Annotated in this window: 16 protein-coding genes; 14 read left to right on the top strand and 2 right to left on the bottom strand. The window is 64.5% G+C overall.

Annotated elements, in window-relative coordinates; translation table 11 throughout:
- The first annotated feature begins 192 nt into the window (after positions 1-192).
- From murD to ftsZ, 10 genes are all read left to right on the top strand, one after another.
- Entirely contained in the window at positions 193-1,590 is a 1,398-nt protein-coding gene (gene murD / locus Q0094_RS10220; RefSeq protein ID WP_297618781.1) for a UDP-N-acetylmuramoyl-L-alanine--D-glutamate ligase, read from the top strand.
- A gap of 335 nt (positions 1,591-1,925) precedes the next feature.
- Positions 1,926-2,657 carry a hypothetical protein gene (locus Q0094_RS10225; protein ID WP_297618783.1) on the top strand — a complete coding sequence of 244 codons (732 nt, stop codon included), beginning with the start codon at positions 1,926-1,928 and terminating at the stop codon, positions 2,655-2,657.
- Positions 2,658-2,833: 176 nt separating this feature from the next.
- Positions 2,834-4,000 (top strand): putative peptidoglycan glycosyltransferase FtsW, encoded by a 1,167-nt coding sequence (locus Q0094_RS10230; protein WP_297618786.1) that lies wholly within the window; start codon positions 2,834-2,836, stop codon positions 3,998-4,000.
- Between the two features lie 4 nt (positions 4,001-4,004).
- A complete protein-coding gene (locus Q0094_RS10235) occupies positions 4,005-5,108 on the top strand; it encodes a UDP-N-acetylglucosamine--N-acetylmuramyl-(pentapeptide) pyrophosphoryl-undecaprenol N-acetylglucosamine transferase (protein WP_297618789.1) in 1,104 nt (367 codons plus the stop codon).
- Entirely contained in the window at positions 5,105-6,520 is a 1,416-nt protein-coding gene (gene murC, locus Q0094_RS10240; RefSeq protein ID WP_297618792.1) for a UDP-N-acetylmuramate--L-alanine ligase, read from the top strand. The genes Q0094_RS10235 and murC overlap by 4 nt, the downstream gene beginning before the upstream one ends.
- A 54-nt stretch (positions 6,521-6,574) precedes the next feature.
- Entirely contained in the window at positions 6,575-7,516 is a 942-nt protein-coding gene (murB, locus tag Q0094_RS10245; protein ID WP_297618795.1) for a UDP-N-acetylmuramate dehydrogenase, read from the top strand.
- 73 nt (positions 7,517-7,589) lie between these two features.
- On the top strand, positions 7,590-8,528 hold the full coding sequence (locus Q0094_RS10250; protein WP_297618798.1) for a D-alanine--D-alanine ligase: 939 nt from the start codon (positions 7,590-7,592) through the stop codon (positions 8,526-8,528).
- Positions 8,516-9,484, top strand: a complete 969-nt coding sequence (locus Q0094_RS10255) for a cell division protein FtsQ/DivIB (RefSeq protein WP_297618801.1) — start codon at positions 8,516-8,518, stop codon at positions 9,482-9,484. Before Q0094_RS10250 ends, Q0094_RS10255 begins: the two co-directional genes overlap by 13 nt.
- Positions 9,481-10,815 (top strand): cell division protein FtsA, encoded by a 1,335-nt coding sequence (ftsA, locus tag Q0094_RS10260; protein WP_297618804.1) that lies wholly within the window; start codon positions 9,481-9,483, stop codon positions 10,813-10,815. Before Q0094_RS10255 ends, ftsA begins: the two co-directional genes overlap by 4 nt.
- A 211-nt stretch (positions 10,816-11,026) precedes the next feature.
- Positions 11,027-12,625 (top strand): cell division protein FtsZ, encoded by a 1,599-nt coding sequence (gene ftsZ, locus Q0094_RS10265; RefSeq protein ID WP_297618806.1) that lies wholly within the window; start codon positions 11,027-11,029, stop codon positions 12,623-12,625.
- Positions 12,626-12,631: 6 nt separating this feature from the next.
- Here the strand turns inward: ftsZ and Q0094_RS10270 are convergent, their stop codons facing one another.
- On the bottom strand, positions 12,632-12,847 hold the full coding sequence (locus tag Q0094_RS10270; protein WP_297618810.1) for a hypothetical protein: 216 nt from the start codon (positions 12,845-12,847) through the stop codon (positions 12,632-12,634).
- Positions 12,848-12,909: 62 nt separating this feature from the next.
- Here Q0094_RS10270 and lpxC point away from each other — a divergent pair, with 62 nt between their 5' ends.
- The 4 genes from lpxC to Q0094_RS10290 all read left to right on the top strand — a co-directional run bounded on the left by lpxC (position 12,910) and on the right by Q0094_RS10290 (position 18,435).
- Positions 12,910-13,827, top strand: coding sequence for a UDP-3-O-acyl-N-acetylglucosamine deacetylase (gene lpxC, locus Q0094_RS10275; RefSeq protein ID WP_297618813.1), 918 nt, complete (start codon positions 12,910-12,912; stop codon positions 13,825-13,827).
- A 135-nt stretch (positions 13,828-13,962) separates the two neighbouring features.
- Positions 13,963-14,853: an outer membrane protein assembly factor BamD gene (locus tag Q0094_RS10280; RefSeq protein WP_297618816.1), complete on the top strand. Its 891-nt coding sequence runs from the start codon at positions 13,963-13,965 to the stop codon at positions 14,851-14,853.
- Between the two features lie 54 nt (positions 14,854-14,907).
- Positions 14,908-16,566: a DNA repair protein RecN gene (recN, locus tag Q0094_RS10285; protein ID WP_297618819.1), complete on the top strand. Its 1,659-nt coding sequence runs from the start codon at positions 14,908-14,910 to the stop codon at positions 16,564-16,566.
- 150 nt (positions 16,567-16,716) lie between these two features.
- Entirely contained in the window at positions 16,717-18,435 is a 1,719-nt protein-coding gene (locus Q0094_RS10290) for a chloride channel protein (RefSeq protein ID WP_297618822.1), read from the top strand.
- Here Q0094_RS10290 and Q0094_RS10295 read toward each other — a convergent pair whose 3' ends face one another.
- Entirely contained in the window at positions 18,436-18,777 is a 342-nt protein-coding gene (locus Q0094_RS10295) for a DUF427 domain-containing protein (RefSeq protein WP_297618826.1), read from the bottom strand.
- Positions 18,778-18,839: the final 62 nt, after the last annotated feature.

The raw sequence follows: 18,839 nt of genomic DNA on the forward strand, positions 1-18,839 counted from the left end.
TGGATCATCTCGCTGATCCTTTCGCTGATCGGTCTGGCGACACTCAAGCTGCGCTAGGTTGCGTGCGGGCGGCACGGCGGGTGCGCTTGATCGGTGTTGGTGTCTTTTGGCTGCTGTCCGCGTGACCGGATTGTTCGAGCGACAAGGGACAAGGCGCATGCTGGCCTTGGGGGCGGCAAAGGGGGAATGGGGATGATACCGGTTCAAGGGGTCGACGGGTGGCGGGTGGCGGTCTTGGGTCTGGGGCGGTCTGGCATGGCCACGGCGCGTGCGCTGCGCGCGGGCGGGGCCGAGGCGCTGTGCTGGGATGATGGCGCCGCCGCGCGCGAGACGGCCCTGGCCGAGGGGTTCACCATCTGGGATCCGATGGCGGCGGAGGCTTTCGAAGGGGTCGCCTGTCTGATCACGTCACCCGGCATTGCGCATCTTTACCCCGCCCCGCACCGCGCGATTGCGGCCGCGCGCATGGCGGGGGTGCCCGTCGACAATGATGTGGGTCTGTTTTTCCGGTCGCTCGGGATGGGCGACTGGGCCGGGATGGACGTGCCGCCGAGGGTCGTGGCGATCACCGGATCGAACGGCAAATCCACCACCTCGGCGCTGATTGCCCACATCCTTGCGGCTGCGGGGTGGTCGGTGCAACTGGCGGGCAATATCGGGCGCGGGGTGCTTGATATCGACCCGCCCGAGGATGGCGGGGTGGTGGTATTGGAACTCAGCTCCTACCAGATCGAACTGGCGCGCGCGCTGACGCCCGATGTGGCGGTCTTCACCAATCTTTCGCCCGATCATCTGGACCGGCACGGCGGCATGGGCGGCTATTTCGCGGCCAAGCGGCGCTTGTTTGCCGAAGGCGGGCCCGATCGCGCCGTGATCGGCGTGGACGAGATCGAGGGGCAATACATCGCCAACCAGATGGCCGAGGGGCCGACGGATGCCCGCGTGATCCGGGTGTCGCAGGCCAAGCTGTCGGGCTTGGGCTGGGATCTGGTGACGCGCAAGGGCTGGCTGTCGGAACTGCGCAAGGGCCGACAGGTCGCCTCGATCGATCTGCGCGGTGTGGCGGGCTTGCCCGGTGCGCATAACCACCAGAACGCGGCTTGCGCTTACGGCGCCTGCCGGGCCCTGGGCCTTGCGCCAAAAGACATCGAGATGGGCTTTCACAGCTTCCAAGGCCTGCCGCACCGCAGCCAGCGTGTGGCCGAGATCGGTGGCGTGTCCTTTGTCAACGACAGCAAGGCCACCAATGTGGACGCCGCCGTCAAGGCGCTGGGGGCTTTTGAGCGGATCCGCTGGATCTGCGGCGGGTTGGAAAAAGAGGGCGGGATGGACGCCTTGGCGCCAGCGGCGGGTGCGGTGGTCAAGGCCTATGTCATCGGGCGCGAGGCCGCGGCATTTGCCCTTCACCTTGGCGATATCCCGCACGAGATCTGCGGCGACATGGCCACCGCCGTCGCCCGCGCCGCCGCCGACGCCCAGCCGGGCGACACCGTGCTTCTGGCGCCAGCGGCCGCCAGCTTCGACCAATACGACAGCTTCGAGCACCGCGGCCGCGATTTCATGGATCAGGTTGGCAGGCTGAAGGGGTAGGGGGAGTGCCCCGCCCAAAGGCCCGCGCGCGCGTGGGCAAGGATCGGCTTTCGTATGCAGCGCGAGACGAAAGCAGGCGCGTCGAAAACCGGGTTTGCAGCTCAGTTTCGACGATGACGGTGAGGCGCCAATAGTCGAAGGTCGCGCCCAAGATTGACATCCTGACGGGGCTGCCCACCTTTCGTAGGTGCGTAAATTGAAACTGTTTTTGTGTAGGGCATGTCCCATGAAGGCAACCCATAAAACCATAGGCGTTTTGCTTTTCAAATCGGTCACGGGCATTCCCATTGGGATCTGGCGCAGGATACTGCGGAGGGAACCGGCCCTAAAGACCGATGCGTGATCTTCCCATCATGAATTTGCTACGCTCGCCTGTCATCGGTTTCACCCTGCTGGTCTTGGCGGTGACATGGTTGTTGTATTCGGAACCCCATGTCCGGACATATCTGTGCCCGGCATGCACAGGCTTCCGAGAGATCGCACCGCGCATCTATGTCGACCAGAAGGCCACGGACGCAGAAATAGACGCCGCGTTGCTGAGCTTTGCTGCTGGACAACGAATGGTTCTGGACTTCTATCCTGATCAAGCCTCCAATCCCGTGTGGCTGCTTTGCCTGTCAGGTCAATGTGGGGTACGAAACCTGCCCCGACCGCTTGCAATGGCCTATGTGAACTGGTTTGTCTTTGCCTACCCTGACGGGGCAAACGCGACCATTTTCGCTCATGAGCTTGCTCATGCGGAATTGCATCATAGGGTCGGCAGCAGTCGTCGGTTCTTCTCGCAAGCGGTGCCGGCATGGTTCGACGAGGGTCTTTCTGTCTATATCTCGCAAGATACCCGTTATTTGGACGTCGAAGATGGCGAGGTCACGGGCTGCAAAGCCGGCGATTGGCCGCAACCGCCATCAGATCAGCGGACATTCCGGCGACTTGGCGCAACACAATCGGAAGAAATTTACACAGCTTCGGCTTGTCGTGTGATTGAGTGGCTTGAACGCCATGGCGGTGCAGAGGCTGTTGTCGCGATGCTGCGCGAGAGGCGGGCAGGTGACGTCTTTCGCGAATGACCCCCCCGTCCCGCGGAGCGTCTAACGAAAGCAAGCGACCCGGCTCATGACACCGGCCCCCGAATGCCCCAACCTAACGCTGGCCCTGCGACGCGTTTCGGAGTAGAGTTGCCCCCAGACCCGGATAACCGGGCGATCCGAGGCAGGCAACGGCAAGAAACGGGCGGGTGGTTCCCATGACGGAGATCGCGCATGGCACGGTGATCGTGCAATCGGGCGAAGCGGTTATTCCACGCTGGTGGAGAACGGTCGACCGGGTCACCATCTTTTGCGTCCTTGTCTTGTTTGCGATCGGCATCTTGCTGGGCTTTGCGGCCTCTACGCCCTTGGCTGAACGCAACGGTCTTGACCCCTTCTACTATGTCACGCGGCAACTGGCCTTTGGTGGCATGGCGTTGATCGTGATGCTGATGGTGTCGATGCTGGCGCCTGTCACGATCCGGCGCATGGCCGTGATCGGCTTTTTCGGGGCGATGCTGGCGCTGGGGCTTTTGCCCGTTTTTGGCACCGATTTCGGTCAGGGCGCCGTGCGCTGGTTTTCGCTGGGCTTCGCCTCGGTTCAGCCGGCGGAATTTCTCAAGCCGGTCTTTGTGATCTTTACCGCCTGGATGATCGCGGCCAGTCAGGACATCGGCGGGCCGCCGGGCAAAAGCGTCTCGCTGTTCGCGATGGTGGTGATCGTGGGCTTCTTGGTCATGCAGCCCGATTTCGGTCAGGCTGCGCTGATCGTCTTTGCATGGTCGGTGGTCTATTTCGTGTCGGGTGCGCCGATGCTGGCGTTGTTTGTCGTGATTGCGCTTGTGGCCGTGGGCGGCGTGTTTGCCTATACCTCGTCGGAACATGTCGCGCGCCGCATCGATGGTTTTTTGTCGGCCGAGATCGATCCCCACACCCAGATCGCCTATGCCACCGATGCGATCCGCAATGGTGGGCTGTTTGGCGCGGGCTTGGGCGAGGGGACGGTCCGCTGGACCTTGCCCGATGCGCATACCGATTTCATCATCGCGGTCGCGGCCGAGGAATATGGCGTGATGCTGGTCTTTGTGATCATCGCGCTGTTCACCATCATCGCGGTCCGGGGCTATTTCCGGCTCATGCGCGAGCGCGACACCTTTATCCGTCTGGCAGGCACGGGGCTGGTCAGCCTTTTGGCGCTGCAGGCCTTCATCAATCTTGGGGTTGCGGCGCGGCTGTTGCCCGCCAAGGGGATGACGCTGCCCTTTGTCAGCTATGGGGGATCGTCGCTGATCGCGATGGGGATTTCCGTGGGGATGCTGTTGGCCTTTACCCGGTCGCGTCCGCAGGGCGATATCGGGGATTTTCTGCTTTCGCGACAGCGGTGAGGCAATGACATCCACCAGCGCCCATCTCATCATCGCGGCCGGTGGCACCGGCGGCCATATGTTTCCCGCGCAAGCCCTCTCCGAGGTGATGTTGCGCCGGGGCTGGCGGGTCAGCTTGTCGACCGATGCACGCGGCGCGCGCTACACCGACGGGTTTTCGCATGCCATCGAGGTGCGACAGGTTGCATCGGCCACCTTTGCGCGCGGCGGGGTTCTGGGCAAGATCGCAGCACCCTTTCGCATCGCAGGCGGCATTCTGGGCGCCACCGCGCGCATGTGGCGGGAAAAGCCCGATGTTGTCGTGGGTTTTGGCGGCTATCCCACCATCCCCGCCTTGGCCGCGGCGTGGATCACGCGCACGCCTTGCATGATCCATGAACAAAACGGCGTGCTGGGCCGGGTCAACCGGCTGTTTGCGGCGCGGGTCGATCTGGTGGCTTGCGGCACATGGCCCACGCTTTTGCCCGCGGGTGTGGCGGGGGTTCACACCGGCAATCCGGTGCGCGCTGCGGTTCTGGAACGCGCGGCCGCACCCTATATGCCGCCCGGCGATTGGCCCTTGAGCCTGTTGGTCATCGGCGGCAGCCAGGGCGCGCGCATCCTGTCCGATGTGGTGCCCGCCGCTATAGCACTCTTGCCCGAGCGGTTGCGCGCCCAGTTGCGCATCGCCCAACAAGCCCGCGCCGAGGATACACAGCGCGTGATTGCGGCCTATGGCGCGGCTGGCGTGCGTGCCGAGGTCGAGACGTTTTTCCGTGATATTCCGCGCCGCCTGTCCGAGGCGCAGCTGGTGATCAGTCGCGCGGGCGCCTCGTCGGTGGCCGATATCGCGGTCATCGGGCGCCCCGCGATCCTGATCCCCTATGCCCAGGCCACCGCAGATCACCAAAGCGTCAATGCCCGTGGTCTTGTCGATGCACAGGCGGCGACGATGATCCCCGAGTCCGCGCTGTCGCCGCCCCATTTGGCTGCCGCGATCCAATCCATTCTCACCGAACCGGCCAAGGCCGATCAGATGGCGCAAGCGGCCTTGTCGGCCGGCAGGCCCGACGCGGCCCAAAAGCTGGCCGCACTGGTCGAGGAACTGGCCCGCAAAGGAGCCGCATGACCGCTGCCATCACCAAATTGCCCAGCAAGCTGGGCGCGATCCACTTCGTCGGCATCGGCGGCATCGGCATGTCGGGCATTGCCGAGGTGCTGCTCAACCATGGCTATGACGTGCAGGGCTCGGATCTGAAGCCCTCGAAAATCACCGAACGGCTCGAGGCCTTGGGCGCGCGGGTTCATTTCGGACAGCGCGCCGAAAATCTGGATGGCGCCGAGGTGGTGGTGATTTCTTCGGCGATCAAGCCCGGCAACCCGGAACTGGATTCGGCGCGAACCAAGGGATTGCCCGTGGTGCGCCGGGCCGAGATGCTGGCCGAATTGATGCGGCTGCGCTCCAACATCGCGGTGGCCGGAACCCATGGCAAGACGACCACAACCACGATGGTGGCGACGCTTCTGGATGCGGGCGGCGTCGATCCGACGGTGATCAATGGCGGCGTGATCCACGCCTATGGATCGAATGCGCGGGTGGGTCAGGGCGACTGGATGGTGGTCGAGGCCGATGAGAGCGATGGCACCTTCAACCGCCTGCCCGCGACCATCGCCATCGTCACCAACATCGACCCCGAGCACATGGAACATTGGGGAACGCTCGACAACCTGCGCAAGGGGTTCCTCGATTTCGTGTCCAACATCCCCTTTTACGGGTTGGCCGTGTGTTGCACCGACCACCCCGAGGTGCAGGCGCTGGTGGGCCGCATCACCGACCGCCGCGTGGTCACCTTTGGCTTCAATGCGCAGGCCGATGTGCGGGCGATCAACCTGACCTACAAGGCGGGCGTGGCGCATTTCGACATCGCGCTACAGGCCGAAGGACAGGTGATCGAGGGCTGCACCCTGCCCATGCCGGGCGATCACAATGTGTCCAATGCGCTCGCGGCCGTGGCCGTTGCGCGCCATCTGGGCATGAAGGGCGCGGAAATCCGCGCCGCGCTGGCGGGGTTCAAGGGTGTCAACCGCCGCTTTACCAAGGTGGGCGAGGTGGGCGGCATCACCATCATCGATGATTACGGCCATCATCCCGTCGAAATCGCAGCTGTCTTGAAAGCCGCACGCCAAGCCAGCGAAGGCCGCGTGATCGCCGTGCACCAGCCGCACCGCTACACACGGCTGTCGAGCCTGTTCGAGGATTTCTGCGCCTGCTTCAACGAGGCCGATGTCGCCGGCATCGCCGAGGTCTATGCCGCCGGCGAAGACCCCATTCCCGGCGCCAGCCGCGATGATCTGGTGGCCGGCCTGATCCGTCATGGCCATCGCCATGCCCGCGCCGTGGTGTCCGAGGAAGATCTGGAGCGTTTGGTGCGTGAACAGGCCCGGCCGGGCGACATGGTCGTGTGCCTTGGGGCGGGCACGATTTCGGCCTGGGCACAAGGGCTTGCCGCGCGGCTGAAGGATCTCGATGCGCATGGCTGAGGCAGGCATGGCCCGGTCCGGACGGCGCGCCGTGCCGGGGCCGGGGGCCCGGCCATGACCGCCATCGCCGATATTCCCCTGCGCGGGCGCGCGACGCGCGACCGGCCCCTGGCCGATCTGACATGGCTGCGCGTGGGCGGCCCTGCTGATTGGCTGATCCAGCCCGCCGATGCCGATGATCTGGCCGGGTTTCTGGCGGCGCTTGGCCCGGATGTGCCGGTCTTTCCGATGGGGGTGGGGTCGAACCTGATCGTGCGCGATGGCGGTATTGCGGGGGTGGTGATCCGGCTTGGGCGCGGGTTCAACGACATCCGCATCGAGGGCGATCTGGTGATCGCGGGGGCGGCAGCACTCGATGCCCATGTCGCGATCAAGGCGGCCGAAGCGGGGCGCGATCTGACATTCCTGCGCACCATTCCGGGATCCATCGGCGGCGCGCTGCGGATGAATGCGGGCTGTTATGGCAGCTATGTGGCCGATCATGTCGTGTCGGCCCGCGTGATCGACCGCGACGGGCGGGCCCGGGTGCTGGGGCGGGGCGATATCGCTTTTGCCTATCGCACGACCGATCTGCCCCCCGATACCATCGTGACCGAGGTGACATTTCGCGCCGATGCGGGCGCGCCAGTGATGCTGTCGGCCAAGATGGCCGATCAGATCGCCAAGCGCGACGCCACCCAGCCTACCAGGGACCGCAGCGCCGGATCGACCTTTCGCAACCCGGCGGGGTTTTCCTCGACGGGGCGTGCCGATGACACGCATGAGCTCAAGGCGTGGAAGGTGATCGATGACGCGGGCATGCGCGGTGCAACCCGTGGCGGGGCACAGATGTCGTGGATGCATTCCAATTTCCTGATCAATGCGGGCGGCGCCACGGCTGATGATCTTGAATCTTTGGGGGAAGAGGTCCGAAAAAGGGTTTTCGAGACACAGGGAATAGCGCTAGAATGGGAAATCATGCGCGTCGGTATGAAACGGCGCGACGGATCCGGTTGAACCGGGCAGAAAAACACGGGGCAACGCCCCGATAACATACTGACCGGGCAATAGAATCCGGCGGATTGAGGCAATGGTGGCGGGTTCGGGCAGAACAACCCCCAAGATTGCGGTGCTGATGGGTGGCCCTTCGTCGGAACGCGAAGTGTCGCTGTCCACGGGCCGTGGCTGCGCGCAGGCGCTGCGGGGCGAAGGCTATGAGGTGATCGAGGTCGATTGCGGCCCCGATCTGCCGCAGCGTTTGGCCGCGCTCAATCCCGATGTCTGTTTCAACGCGCTCCATGGCCGCTGGGGCGAGGACGGGTGCGTGCAGGGCATCCTTGAATGGCTGCGCATTCCCTACACCCATTCCGGCGTGCTGGCTTCGGCGCTGGCGATGGACAAGGCGCGCACCAAGGATGTCTATCGCGCCCATGGCTTGCCTGTCGCCCAGAGTGTGCTTTGCACCAAGACCGAGGTGATGGCGGGCCATGTCATGACCCCGCCCTATGTGGTCAAGCCCAACAACGAAGGCTCTTCGGTCGGTGTGTATCTTGTGCCCGAGGGTGCCAATGCGCCGCCGCGCTTGTCCGAGACGATGCCCACGACCGTGATGGTCGAGGCCTTTTTGCGGGGGCGCGAGCTGACCTGTTCGGTGATGGGCGATGGCCCCGGCCAGCCCGGTGCCTTGACCGTGACCGATATTCTGACCGACGGCTGGTATGATTACGACGCCAAATACAAGCCCGGCGGATCGCGCCATGTTGTGCCGGCGGTCTTGCCCCAGCAGATTTTCGATGCCTGCATGGACATGTCGCTGACCGCGCATCGCGCGCTGGGCTGTCGGGGTGTCAGCCGCACCGATTTCCGCTGGGACGAGGATCAGGGTCTGTCCGGCCTGTTCTTGCTGGAAACCAATACGCAGCCGGGCATGACGCCCACCTCGCTCACGCCGGAACAGGCGGCGGTCTGTGGTTATGATTTCGGCGCATTGTGCCGCTGGTTGCTGGAGGATGCCTCATGCGACCGCTGATCGCCGAACGCACGCCGTCGCGTGCGCCCCGGCACGCACCCCCGCCAAATCGGCTGCAGGCGCCAGAACCGCCCCAAGCCGAGATCCCCCGTGATCCGGCGCCCTCGATCTGGTCTTATCGCGCGCAGCGCCTGTGGCTTACGCCGCATTTTCGCCGACTGGTTCGGGTCTGGCTGCCCTGTTTTGTGGTGGCACTTGGGCTGGGCATCTATTTTTCGCAAAGCGACAACCGAACCGCCTTTGGCGAAAGCTGGCAAGAGCTGCGCAGCGGCATCGAAAACCGCCCCGAATTCCGCATCACTGTCTTGGGAATAGAGGGCGCAAGCGATGCCGTGATGGCCGAGATCCGGGCGGCGCTGGCGATCGACTTGCCGGTGTCGTCATTCGATCTGGATCTTGATGCGTTGCGCACAAGGATCGAGGCGTTGCCAGCCGTGGCGCGGGCGGAATTGCGGATCCAGTCGGGCGGCTATTTGGCGGTGCGGGTCAGCGAACGGGTGCCGGCATTGATCTGGCAAACCCGCGAAGGCCCGGTTCTGATCGATGCCGAGGGGCATCATGTGGCCGCTTTGGCCGATCGTGTTCTCGACGCGCCGCTGCCGGTGATCGGTGGTGATGGCGCGGACCGCGTCGCAGATCAGGCCCTCGCGCTGCATGCTGCGGCCCAACCCCTGGCCGAGCGGTTGCTTGGTCTGGCTTGGGTGGGTGAACGGCGCTGGGATGTGGTGCTTGTCGACGGGCGGCGCATCTTGTTGCCGCAAACCGGCGCGGTGCAGGCGCTGGACCGCGCCCTGGCCTTGCATGATGCGACCGATATTCTGGACCGCGACGTGGTGCGCATCGATTTGCGCCATCCCGATCGCTTGACCGTGCAGACGACCCCGGCCGCGATCGAAGAGATGAACAAGCCACCGGCGCTGAACGGCGCACCCCCCACCGGAGAGCAACGCGGATGAACATGCTGCATCAGTCGCAACGCGCCATGCGGGCCAAAAGACAAGACGCGCTCAAGCGCGGCGTGGTGGCCGTGCTCGATATCGGGACGCACAAGATTTCGTGCCTTGTGCTGAAATTCGATCAGGCCGAGGCCGCGCTCCCCTCCGAGGGGATCGGCGCCATGGCGGGTCAGGCGAATTTCCGGATCATCGGGGCGTCGACGACGCGGTCGCGCGGGATGCGCTTTGGCGAGATCGACAGTCTGCAAGAAACCGAGCGCGCGATCCGAACGGCCGTGCAGGGCGCCCAGAAAATGGCCCAGATGCGTGTCGATCATGTGATCGTGGCCTTGGCCGGGGCCCGCCCGCGCAGTTATGGGCTCAAGGGCGAGGTGGCGCTTTCGGGTGGCTCGGTCACCGATGAGGATGTGGCCCGCGTTCTGGCTGTCTGTGACATGCCCGATCTGGGGCCCGGCCGCGAGGTGCTGCATGCCCAGCCGGTGAATTTTGCGCTCGACCATCGCAGCGGCTTGACCGATCCGCGCGGGCATGTGGGCAATCAGTTGTCGGTCGACATGCATCTGTTGTCCATCGAAGGCGCCGTGATCGAAACCTTGCTGCATTGCGTCAGGCGCTGTGATCTGGACTTGGCGGGCGTTGCCTCGGCCCCTTATGCGGCGGGCATTTCCAGTTTGGTCGAAGATGAACAAGAACTGGGTGCCGCGTGCATCGACATGGGCGGCGGCACCGCCAGCCTGTCGATCTTCATCAAGAAGCACATGATCTACGCCGATACGGTGCGCATGGGCGGCAATCATGTCACCAGCGACATCAGCAAGGGGCTGCAGATTTCCATGGCCGATGCCGAGCGGATCAAATGCCGCTTTGGCGGCGTGATCGCCACCGGGCTCGATGACCGCGAGGTGATCGAACTGACAGGCGAAACCGGCGACTGGCACCATGACCGCCGCACCGCCACCCGCGCCGAGTTGATCGGCGTGATGCGCCCCCGCGTCGAGGAAATCCTTGAAGAGGTCCGCGCCCGGCTGGATGCGGCGGGTTTTGACCATCTGCCCAGCCAGCGCATCGTGTTGACCGGCGGGGCAAGCCAGATCCCCGGCCTTGACGGGCTGGCCAGCCGCATTCTTGGCAATCAGGTGCGCCTTGGCCGCCCGCTGCGCGTTCAGGGCTTGCCGCAATCGGCGGCCGGACCAGCCTTTTCCGCGGTCGTCGGGTTGGCCTTGTTTGCCGCGCATCCGCAAGACGAATGGTGGGATTTCGAGACGCCGTCTGAACGCTTGCCGGCGCGCAGCCTGAAACGGGCGGCCAAATGGTTGCGCGACAACTGGTGACCCCTGCATCTGGTGGCTGGCCGCAATAGGCGGCTGCATCGGCGGATTTTCGCCCCAGATTTCGTCGACTCTGTCGAATTTCCGCGTGACGTGATCCTTAGAACGCGGTAACATCTTGGGAAATCAGAGGCAAAGATGGCCAATCGGCGTAAAGACCGGGGTCAGATCGAACAATGATCACCGACACGATCAATTACAGGCGGACAGACCCATGACATTGAACCTGATGATGCCCAGCAGCCAGCCGGACCTGAAGCCGCGGATCACCGTCTTTGGTGTGGGTGGGGCCGGGGGCAACGCCGTCAACAACATGATCGACCAGAACCTTGACGGATGTGAGTTCGTGGTCGCCAACACCGATGCACAGGCGCTGGCGCAATCGCGCGCGCATTCGCGCATCCAGATGGGCGCGCGGGTCACCGAAGGGTTGGGGGCAGGCGCGCGTCCGGCGGTCGGCGCTTCGGCCGCAGAAGAATCGATCGAGGAGATCGTCGATCATCTGGCGGGTGTGCACATGGCCTTCATCACCGCCGGCATGGGTGGCGGTACCGGCACCGGGGCGGCACCGATCATCGCACAGGCCGCGCGCGAATTGGGTGTGCTGACCGTGGGTGTCGTGACCAAGCCCTTCCAGTTCGAAGGCGTCAAGCGGATGCGCCAGGCCGATGAAGGCATCGAGGCGCTGCAAAAGGTCGTCGATACGCTGATCATCATTCCCAACCAGAATCTGTTCCGTCTGGCCAATGAAAAGACCACCTTTACCGAAGCCTTCGCAATGGCCGACGACGTCTTGTATCAAGGCGTCAAGGGTGTGACCGATCTGATGGTGCGCCCTGGTCTGATCAATCTCGATTTCGCCGATGTCCGTGCCGTGATGAACGAGATGGGCAAGGCCATGATGGGCACGGGCGAATCCGATGGTGACAATCGCGCGCTGCTGGCCGCCGAAAAAGCCATTGCCAACCCGCTGCTTGATGAAATCAGCCTCAAGGGCGCGCGCGGTGTGTTGATCAACATCACCGGCGGCTATGATCTGACGTTGTTCGAATTGGATGAAGCCGCCAACCGCATCCGCGAAGAGGTCGATCCCGAGGCCAATATCATCGTCGGTTCCACGCTCGACACCGCGATGGAGGGTCGGATGCGCGTCAGTGTCGTGGCGACCGGCATCGATGTCGCCGAGGCCAACCGCGCAACCGAGACCCCCCGCATCTATGCCGCCGCCGCTGTTGCCCCCCGTGCAGCCGCGCCCAAGCCCGCGCCCGAGCCCGAACCGGTTGCCGCGCCAAACCTTCAAACCCGCGCACCCGAGCGCTTTGCCCGCGACCCTCAGCCCGAGCCGTCGCTGTTCAGCGGTCTTGGCTTTCATGACGCGGACAATGACCCGATCGACGATCATGATGTTCAGGCGCCTTTGTATCGTCCGGCGGCCTCTGCACAGGCTGACCGCCGGCTTGCCGCGGACCCGGCACCAAATTTTGCGCACCAGCACGCACCATCGGCCCCAAGGCCCACGACCGAAATGCTGGCCAATCTGCGCGATGCCTTGCAGCGTGACGTGCCTGTAGCGCGCCAGCCAGAGCCCGCGCATAAGTCGCGTCTCAGCTCGCTCATCAGCCGCATGACCGGCCATGCCGAAGACGCGCCTGCCCCCGCCGAGCGGCGCCAACCTTCGGTCTTGGGTGGTCTTGCGCCCCGACCTGCAGCACCGCCCGCCCCCGTCGCGCGCCCCATGCCCGAAGACATGATGATTGACCCTGAACAGGAGCGGATCGAAATTCCCGCATTCCTGCGTCGTCAGGCCAACTGAAGCCTGTCACATTGCAACCTCAAGGGCTGGATTTTTTCCAGCCCTTTTTGTTTGTAAATCAAGCTCTTGATTGCCAGCTTGCTTGGTGTCGGCAAAGATATGCCGATCGTTGACCGGTTTGTTGCAACACGACACAAAGCTTGAATTGTTCCTTTTAATCCCCGTCGCTATTTCGGGTCCACGGTTAGCGGCTGATCCAACAAAGCCGCCACTTGGGTCCACACGGCCAAGGCCAAGGCCGATAGCCTGTGTGGACAAAAGTGAAAGAGACGGCGGGGAACTGGATGCAGGCGACGCTTAGGCAATCGGTGAGCTTCTCGGGTGTGGGGCTGCACTCGGGGCGTGTGGTCCGTGTCGTTGTGCATCCGCAGGCGGCGAACATGGGGATATGGTTTGCGCGCTCGGACCTGCCTGATGCCAAGATGATCCCGGCGCATTACACCGCTGTCCCGATGAGCCGTCTGTGCACCAAGCTGCGCGGCGATGATGGGGCCGAGATTTCGACGGTCGAGCATCTGATGGCCGCACTTGCGGGATGCGGCATCCACAATGCGATGGTCGAGGTTGATGGCCCGGAATTGCCGATTCTCGATGGATCGGCCGCCCCCTTTGTGCGCGCCTTTCTGGATGCGGGCATTCAATCCCAAAGCGCGCCCATCACCGCCATCGAGGTGCTGCGCGAGATCACCGTGACTGACGGCGATAGCCGCGCCACCTTGTCGCCCGCGCCGGGGCTTGAGATGGATTTCACCATCGACTTCGAAGATGCCGCCATCGGTCGCCAGCGCCGCGTTGCCAATCTGGCCAATGGGCGATTTGTGCGGGATTTCTGTGACAGCCGCACCTTTTGCCGCAAGGCCGATGTCGATGCGATGCGCGCCGCCGGTCTGGCGCTGGGTGGCACCTATGACAATGCCGTGGTTGTGGATGGCGACGCCGTGCTAAGCCCCGGCGGCTTGCGCCACACGGATGAAGCGGTTCGCCACAAGATGCTGGATGCCTTGGGCGATCTGGCGCTGGCAGGATCACCCATTCTGGGCCGCTACACGGGTCTGCGTGCGGGTCACATGCTGACCAATCAACTGTTGCGCGCGCTTTTTTCCAGCCCCGGCGCATGGCGGGTGGTGGAATGCAGCCCCCAACAGGCCGCGTTGCTGCCCGGCATGGGCCTGACCGGGGCCGATCTGGCCGATGTCGCCTGAAGGGCGCGCGGCGATCAGGTTGGCGCGGCCAAGGGTGATTTCAGGCGTTTTGCCCCCGGAAAGAATATGCTAGGACGGCACAAAGACGGGGCGGCATGACCGCCTGCGCACCGGCAAAGACGGGGTTTTTCGAGCATGCAGCAAAGCGAAAGCGGCGCGATCCGGAAATGGAGTCTCTGTGCGGGACTCGGTCTGGCGATGGTGCTGTCAGGCTGTGGCGAGAACGGGTTTTTCGGACGCGACGGGGGCGGGCTGTTTGCACGCAGCACCGCGCAGGTGCCGCTTGACCAGCAAGACGCGCAAAGCATCTTTCAGCAGGGCGAGGCCGCGCTTGAGGCGGGCGATTTCCCGGAAGCGGCCGCCTTTTACATCGAGGTTGAACGGCTGCACCCTTATTCCGAATGGGCCAGCCGCGGCTTGATCATGGCTGCTTTCGCCTATCATGCGGACGAGGATTACGAAAACACCCGCATCGCCGCGCAGCGCTTTCTTGATTTCTATCCCGCCGAAGAGGATGCCGCCTATGCCCAGTTCCTGCTGGCGCTCAGCTATTATGATCAGATCGATCAGGTCGGCCGCGATCAGGGCGTGACCTTTCAGGCGCTGCAAGCCTTGCGTCAGGTGATCGAACGCTATCCTGACAGCGACTATGCGCAGGACGCGATCTTGCGCTTTGATCTTGCCTTTGACCATCTGGCCGGCAAGGAAATGGAGATCGGCCGCTACTACCTGCGGGCCGAACATCATGCCGCCGCGATCAACCGTTTCCGCGTTGTCGTGGAACAGTTCCAGACCACCAGCCACACCCCCGAGGCGCTGATGCGTCTGGTTGAGGCCTATCTGGCGCTGGGTCTGACCGATGAGGCGCAGACCGCTGGCGCGATCCTTGGATACAACTTCCAATCCTCGCCATTCTACGACGATGCCTTTCGCCAGTTGACCGGGCAGAATCTGGCGCCCGAGGCGGCGGGCGAAGGATGGCTGCGCGACGTCTGGCGCCAGACGGTGCGCGGGGATTGGCTCTGAGATTGCAAAGGGCGCCCTTGACGGGGCGCGGGCGCTAAGGAACACCGTGCCCTGATGCTGCGTCACCTCGATATCCGCGACATGCTCATCATCGACCGACTGGAACTTGCCTTTCAGCCGGGCCTCAATGTGCTGACCGGCGAGACAGGGGCGGGCAAGTCGATCTTGCTCGATGCGCTGGGCTTTGCCCTGGGCTGGCGCGGCCGCGCCGATCTTGTGCGCGCGGGTGCCGCGCAGGGCGAGGTGGTCGCCACGTTTCACTTATCGCCCGGCCATCGCGGGCTGGATGTGCTGGCGCAAGCCGGTCTGCCCGCCGAGGCCGAGGTGATCGTGCGTCGCGTCAACACACCCGAGGGGCGCAAATCATCCTGGATCAACGACCGTCGCGTCAGCGGCGATGTGGTGCGCGCGCTGTCGGAAACGCTGGTTGAACTGCACGGGCAGCATGATGACCGCGGCCTTTTGGACCCACGCCAGCACCGCGTGATGCTGGACGGTTTCGGCGGGCATGACGATCTTGTGAGCCGGTCGCGCGATGCATGGTCCGCACAGCAGGCAGCGCAAAAGACGCTTGAGGCCGCCGAGGCGCGTCTGGCCACGATGCGCGCCGAAGAGGATTTCCTGCGCCATGCGGTGGACGAGCTGGATCGGCTTGACCCGCACCCCGGCGAGGAGGTCACGCTTGATGCGCGCCGCCGCTTGATGCAAGCCGCCGAACGGATGCGCGCCGATGTGGCCCGCGCCGGCGCCGCGCTTGGGTTCGAGGGGGCCGAAGGCGCCATGTCGGATGCGCGCCGCTGGCTTGATGGGGTGGCCGCACGCGCCGAAGGCGGGCTGGATGCGGCGCTTGGCGCGCTGGAACGCGCACTGATCGAACTGGGCGAGGCGCAGGCGGCTGTCGACAGCTTTGCCGAGACGCTGGCGTTCAACCCCGCCGATCTGGAACAGACCGAAGAGCGTTTGTTCGCCCTGCGGGCCTTGGCGCGCAAACATGGCGTGGTCCCTGATGATCTGGGCGCTTTGGCCGAAACCTTGCGCGCAAGGCTGTCCGCGCTTGATGGCGGTGCCGGTGAAATCGCCGCGCTCGGGCGGGCCGCCGCGATGGCCAGGGCCGCCTATGGGGTGGCCGCCGCTGCCTTGTCTGATGCGCGGCGGGCGGCGGCGGCGCAGCTTGACGCCGCCATGACCCGCGAACTGGCACCGCTCAAGATGGAGCGCGCCGTCTTTACCACGGAAATCACCCAAGGCCCGGCCGGCCCCGAGGGCGCCGATAGCGTCAGCTTTGTCGTGGCCACCAATCCCGGCGCGCCGGCCGGGCCGCTCAATCGCATCGCCTCGGGCGGGGAATTGTCGCGGTTCTTGCTCGCGCTCAAGGTCTGCCTGACCGCCGGGGACAGCGGTGTGACGATGATCTTCGACGAGATCGACCGCGGGGTCGGGGGCGCGACCGCCGATGCCGTGGGCCGCAGGCTCAAGGCGCTGGCTTCGGGCGGGCAGGTTCTGGTCGTCACCCATTCCCCTCAGGTGGCAGCACTTGGGGCGCATCACTGGCAGGTGGCCAAGCGCGTCGATCAGGGTGTCACCCTGAGCCAGGTGGTGGCCCTGAGCAGCACCGAGCGCATTGATGAAGTGGCCCGGATGCTGTCGGGCGACACGGTCACCGACGCCGCCCGCGATGCCGCCCGTGCGCTTTTGGCGGCGGGGCAGGGCTGACGCAAGGGGCGTGCCTTCACGAAAGCTTTCAATCGTGCCGGGCAAATCGGGCGCATCGTGATGTCGCCGGGCTTTCAACACGCCGCCCCGTGGCCTACACCTGTCCCACCCGGACCCGGGCCGCGTGCGCAACGGCTCGTATTTCCGGGCATGATGGCGGCTCTGCACAAGGGGAAGGACGTGGCCGAAACCGTGCTGCGCATCCTGAGGGACTGGTTCACGACTGCCTTGGCGGCAAGCCGGCGCGGCTGGGCGGTCTTGCGCGACAAGGGCCCCACGCAGGTTCAGTTCTGGATCATCGCCCTGTTGATCGGCATTGCCGCGGGGTTTGCAGCGCTCTTGTTCCGCAAGGGGATCAACTGGTTGCAAGAAACCCTTTATGGGGTCGAGGATGTGCGCTTGCTGCATTCCTTTGCCGAGGGGCTGCCTTGGTACATGATCTTGCTGATCCCGGTCGCAGGCGGGTTGGCGGTGGGGCTGATCTTGCACCTGTTCACCCCCGATGGCCGCGCACGGTCGGTGGCCGATGTCATCGAAGGGGCGGCGCTGGCCGATGGGCGGGTCGAGCAAAAGGCCGGTCTGGCCTCGGCCGCGGCATCGCTCATCACGCTGGGGACGGGGGGCTCATCGGGGCGCGAGGGGCCTGTGGTGCATCTGGCCGCGGTCATTTCAAGCCGGGTCAGCGATCTGATCCGCGCCGATGGCATCACGGGGCGCGATCTGCTGGGTTGTGCGGTTGCGGCGGCGGTGTCGGCTTCGTTCAATGCGCCGATTGCGGGGGCGCTTTTCGCGCTCGAGGTGGTGTTGCGCCATTTTGCGGTGCATGCCTTTGCACCCATCGTCATCGCAAGCGTGGCGGGCACGGTCATCAACCGGCTCGAATTCGGCGGCGTGACGGAATACAGCCTGATGGACGAAAGCGCGCTGCAATTCTACGCCGAATTGCCCGCCTTTCTGATCCTTGGGCTGTTGTGCGGGCTGGTGGCGGTGGCGTTGATGCGCGCCGTATTCTGGGCCGACGACCTTGGCAATCTGGCGCAGCGGGTCACCGGGCTGCCGCGCTGGCTCAGGCCGGCCTGTGCGGGGCTGTTGCTGGGGATGCTGGCCATTCCCTTTCCCCATATCATCGGCGTGGGCTACGAGACGACATCGGCCGCGCTGACCGGAGAGCTGCTGTTGCACGAGGCGGTGGTGTTCACCATCCTCAAGGTCGCGGCCGTGGCCATCACCCTGGGCGGGCGGATGGGCGGGGGGATCTTTTCGCCGTCGCTGATGATTGGCGCGCTGACCGGGCTGGCCTTTGGGCTTGTGGCCACGGCCATCTTTCCCGACCAGTCGGGCGAGGGCACGCTTTACGCGCTGGCGGGAATGGGGGCGGTGGCGGCCGCCGTTCTGGGCGCGCCGATTTCGACCACCTTGATCGTGTTCGAATTGACGGGTGACTGGCAAACCGGGCTGGCCGTGATGGTGGCGGTCTCGATCTCGACGGCGCTTGCCTCACGGCTTGTGGACCGCTCCTTTTTCCTGACCCAGCTGGAACGGCGCAACATCCATCTGGCCGCAGGGCCGCAGGCCTATCTTCTGGCGATGTTCCGGGTCAGGCTGGTGATGCGGCCGATGGATCATGAAAACGCCGCCCCCCACGAACAGCTTTTGACGCTGATCGAACAGGGCATCTACACCGACACCAACGCCACATTGGAGCGCGCCTTGCCGATTTTCGAGCGCACGGGGCTGGATTTCGTGCCGGTGGTCCAGCTGGCGCCCGGCGATGGCCCCCCCGCGCTGGAGGGGGCGCTGTTCCATGTCGATGCGCTCAAGGCCTATAACCGCGCTCTGGCCGCCACCGCGGCCGAGGAACACAGCTGATCAGAGCCGTTCGACCGTGATGCGGTCGGTGTAAAAGGCGATGTGGCCCGCAATCGCAGCCATCGATGCGATGGGCGCCTCATAGCTCCAGGCGGCGTCGGGCATGTCGCCCGCCGGCAGGCAGACGGTGTAGTAGCTTGCCACGCCCTTGTGCGGGCAGCGGGTCGAACTGTCGGATTTTTCCAGAAAAGCCATGCCGACATCTTCGCGCGGGAAATAGATGACCGGCGGGTAAGAGCCTTCGGTCAATTCCAGCGCCCGGTCGCTTTCGCCCAGAATGGCACCGCCCGCACGCACCACCCAGGTACCGGCTGCGTTGCGGATCGTGATGTGTTCTGCCATGTCCCATTCCCCCCCTGTGGTCATCTCTTTATGTCGGTCGCGGCCCGGGATGCCAAGGCCAT

This window comes from uncultured Roseicyclus sp., assembly GCF_937892565.1.
GTDB lineage: Bacteria > Pseudomonadota > Alphaproteobacteria > Rhodobacterales > Rhodobacteraceae > Roseicyclus.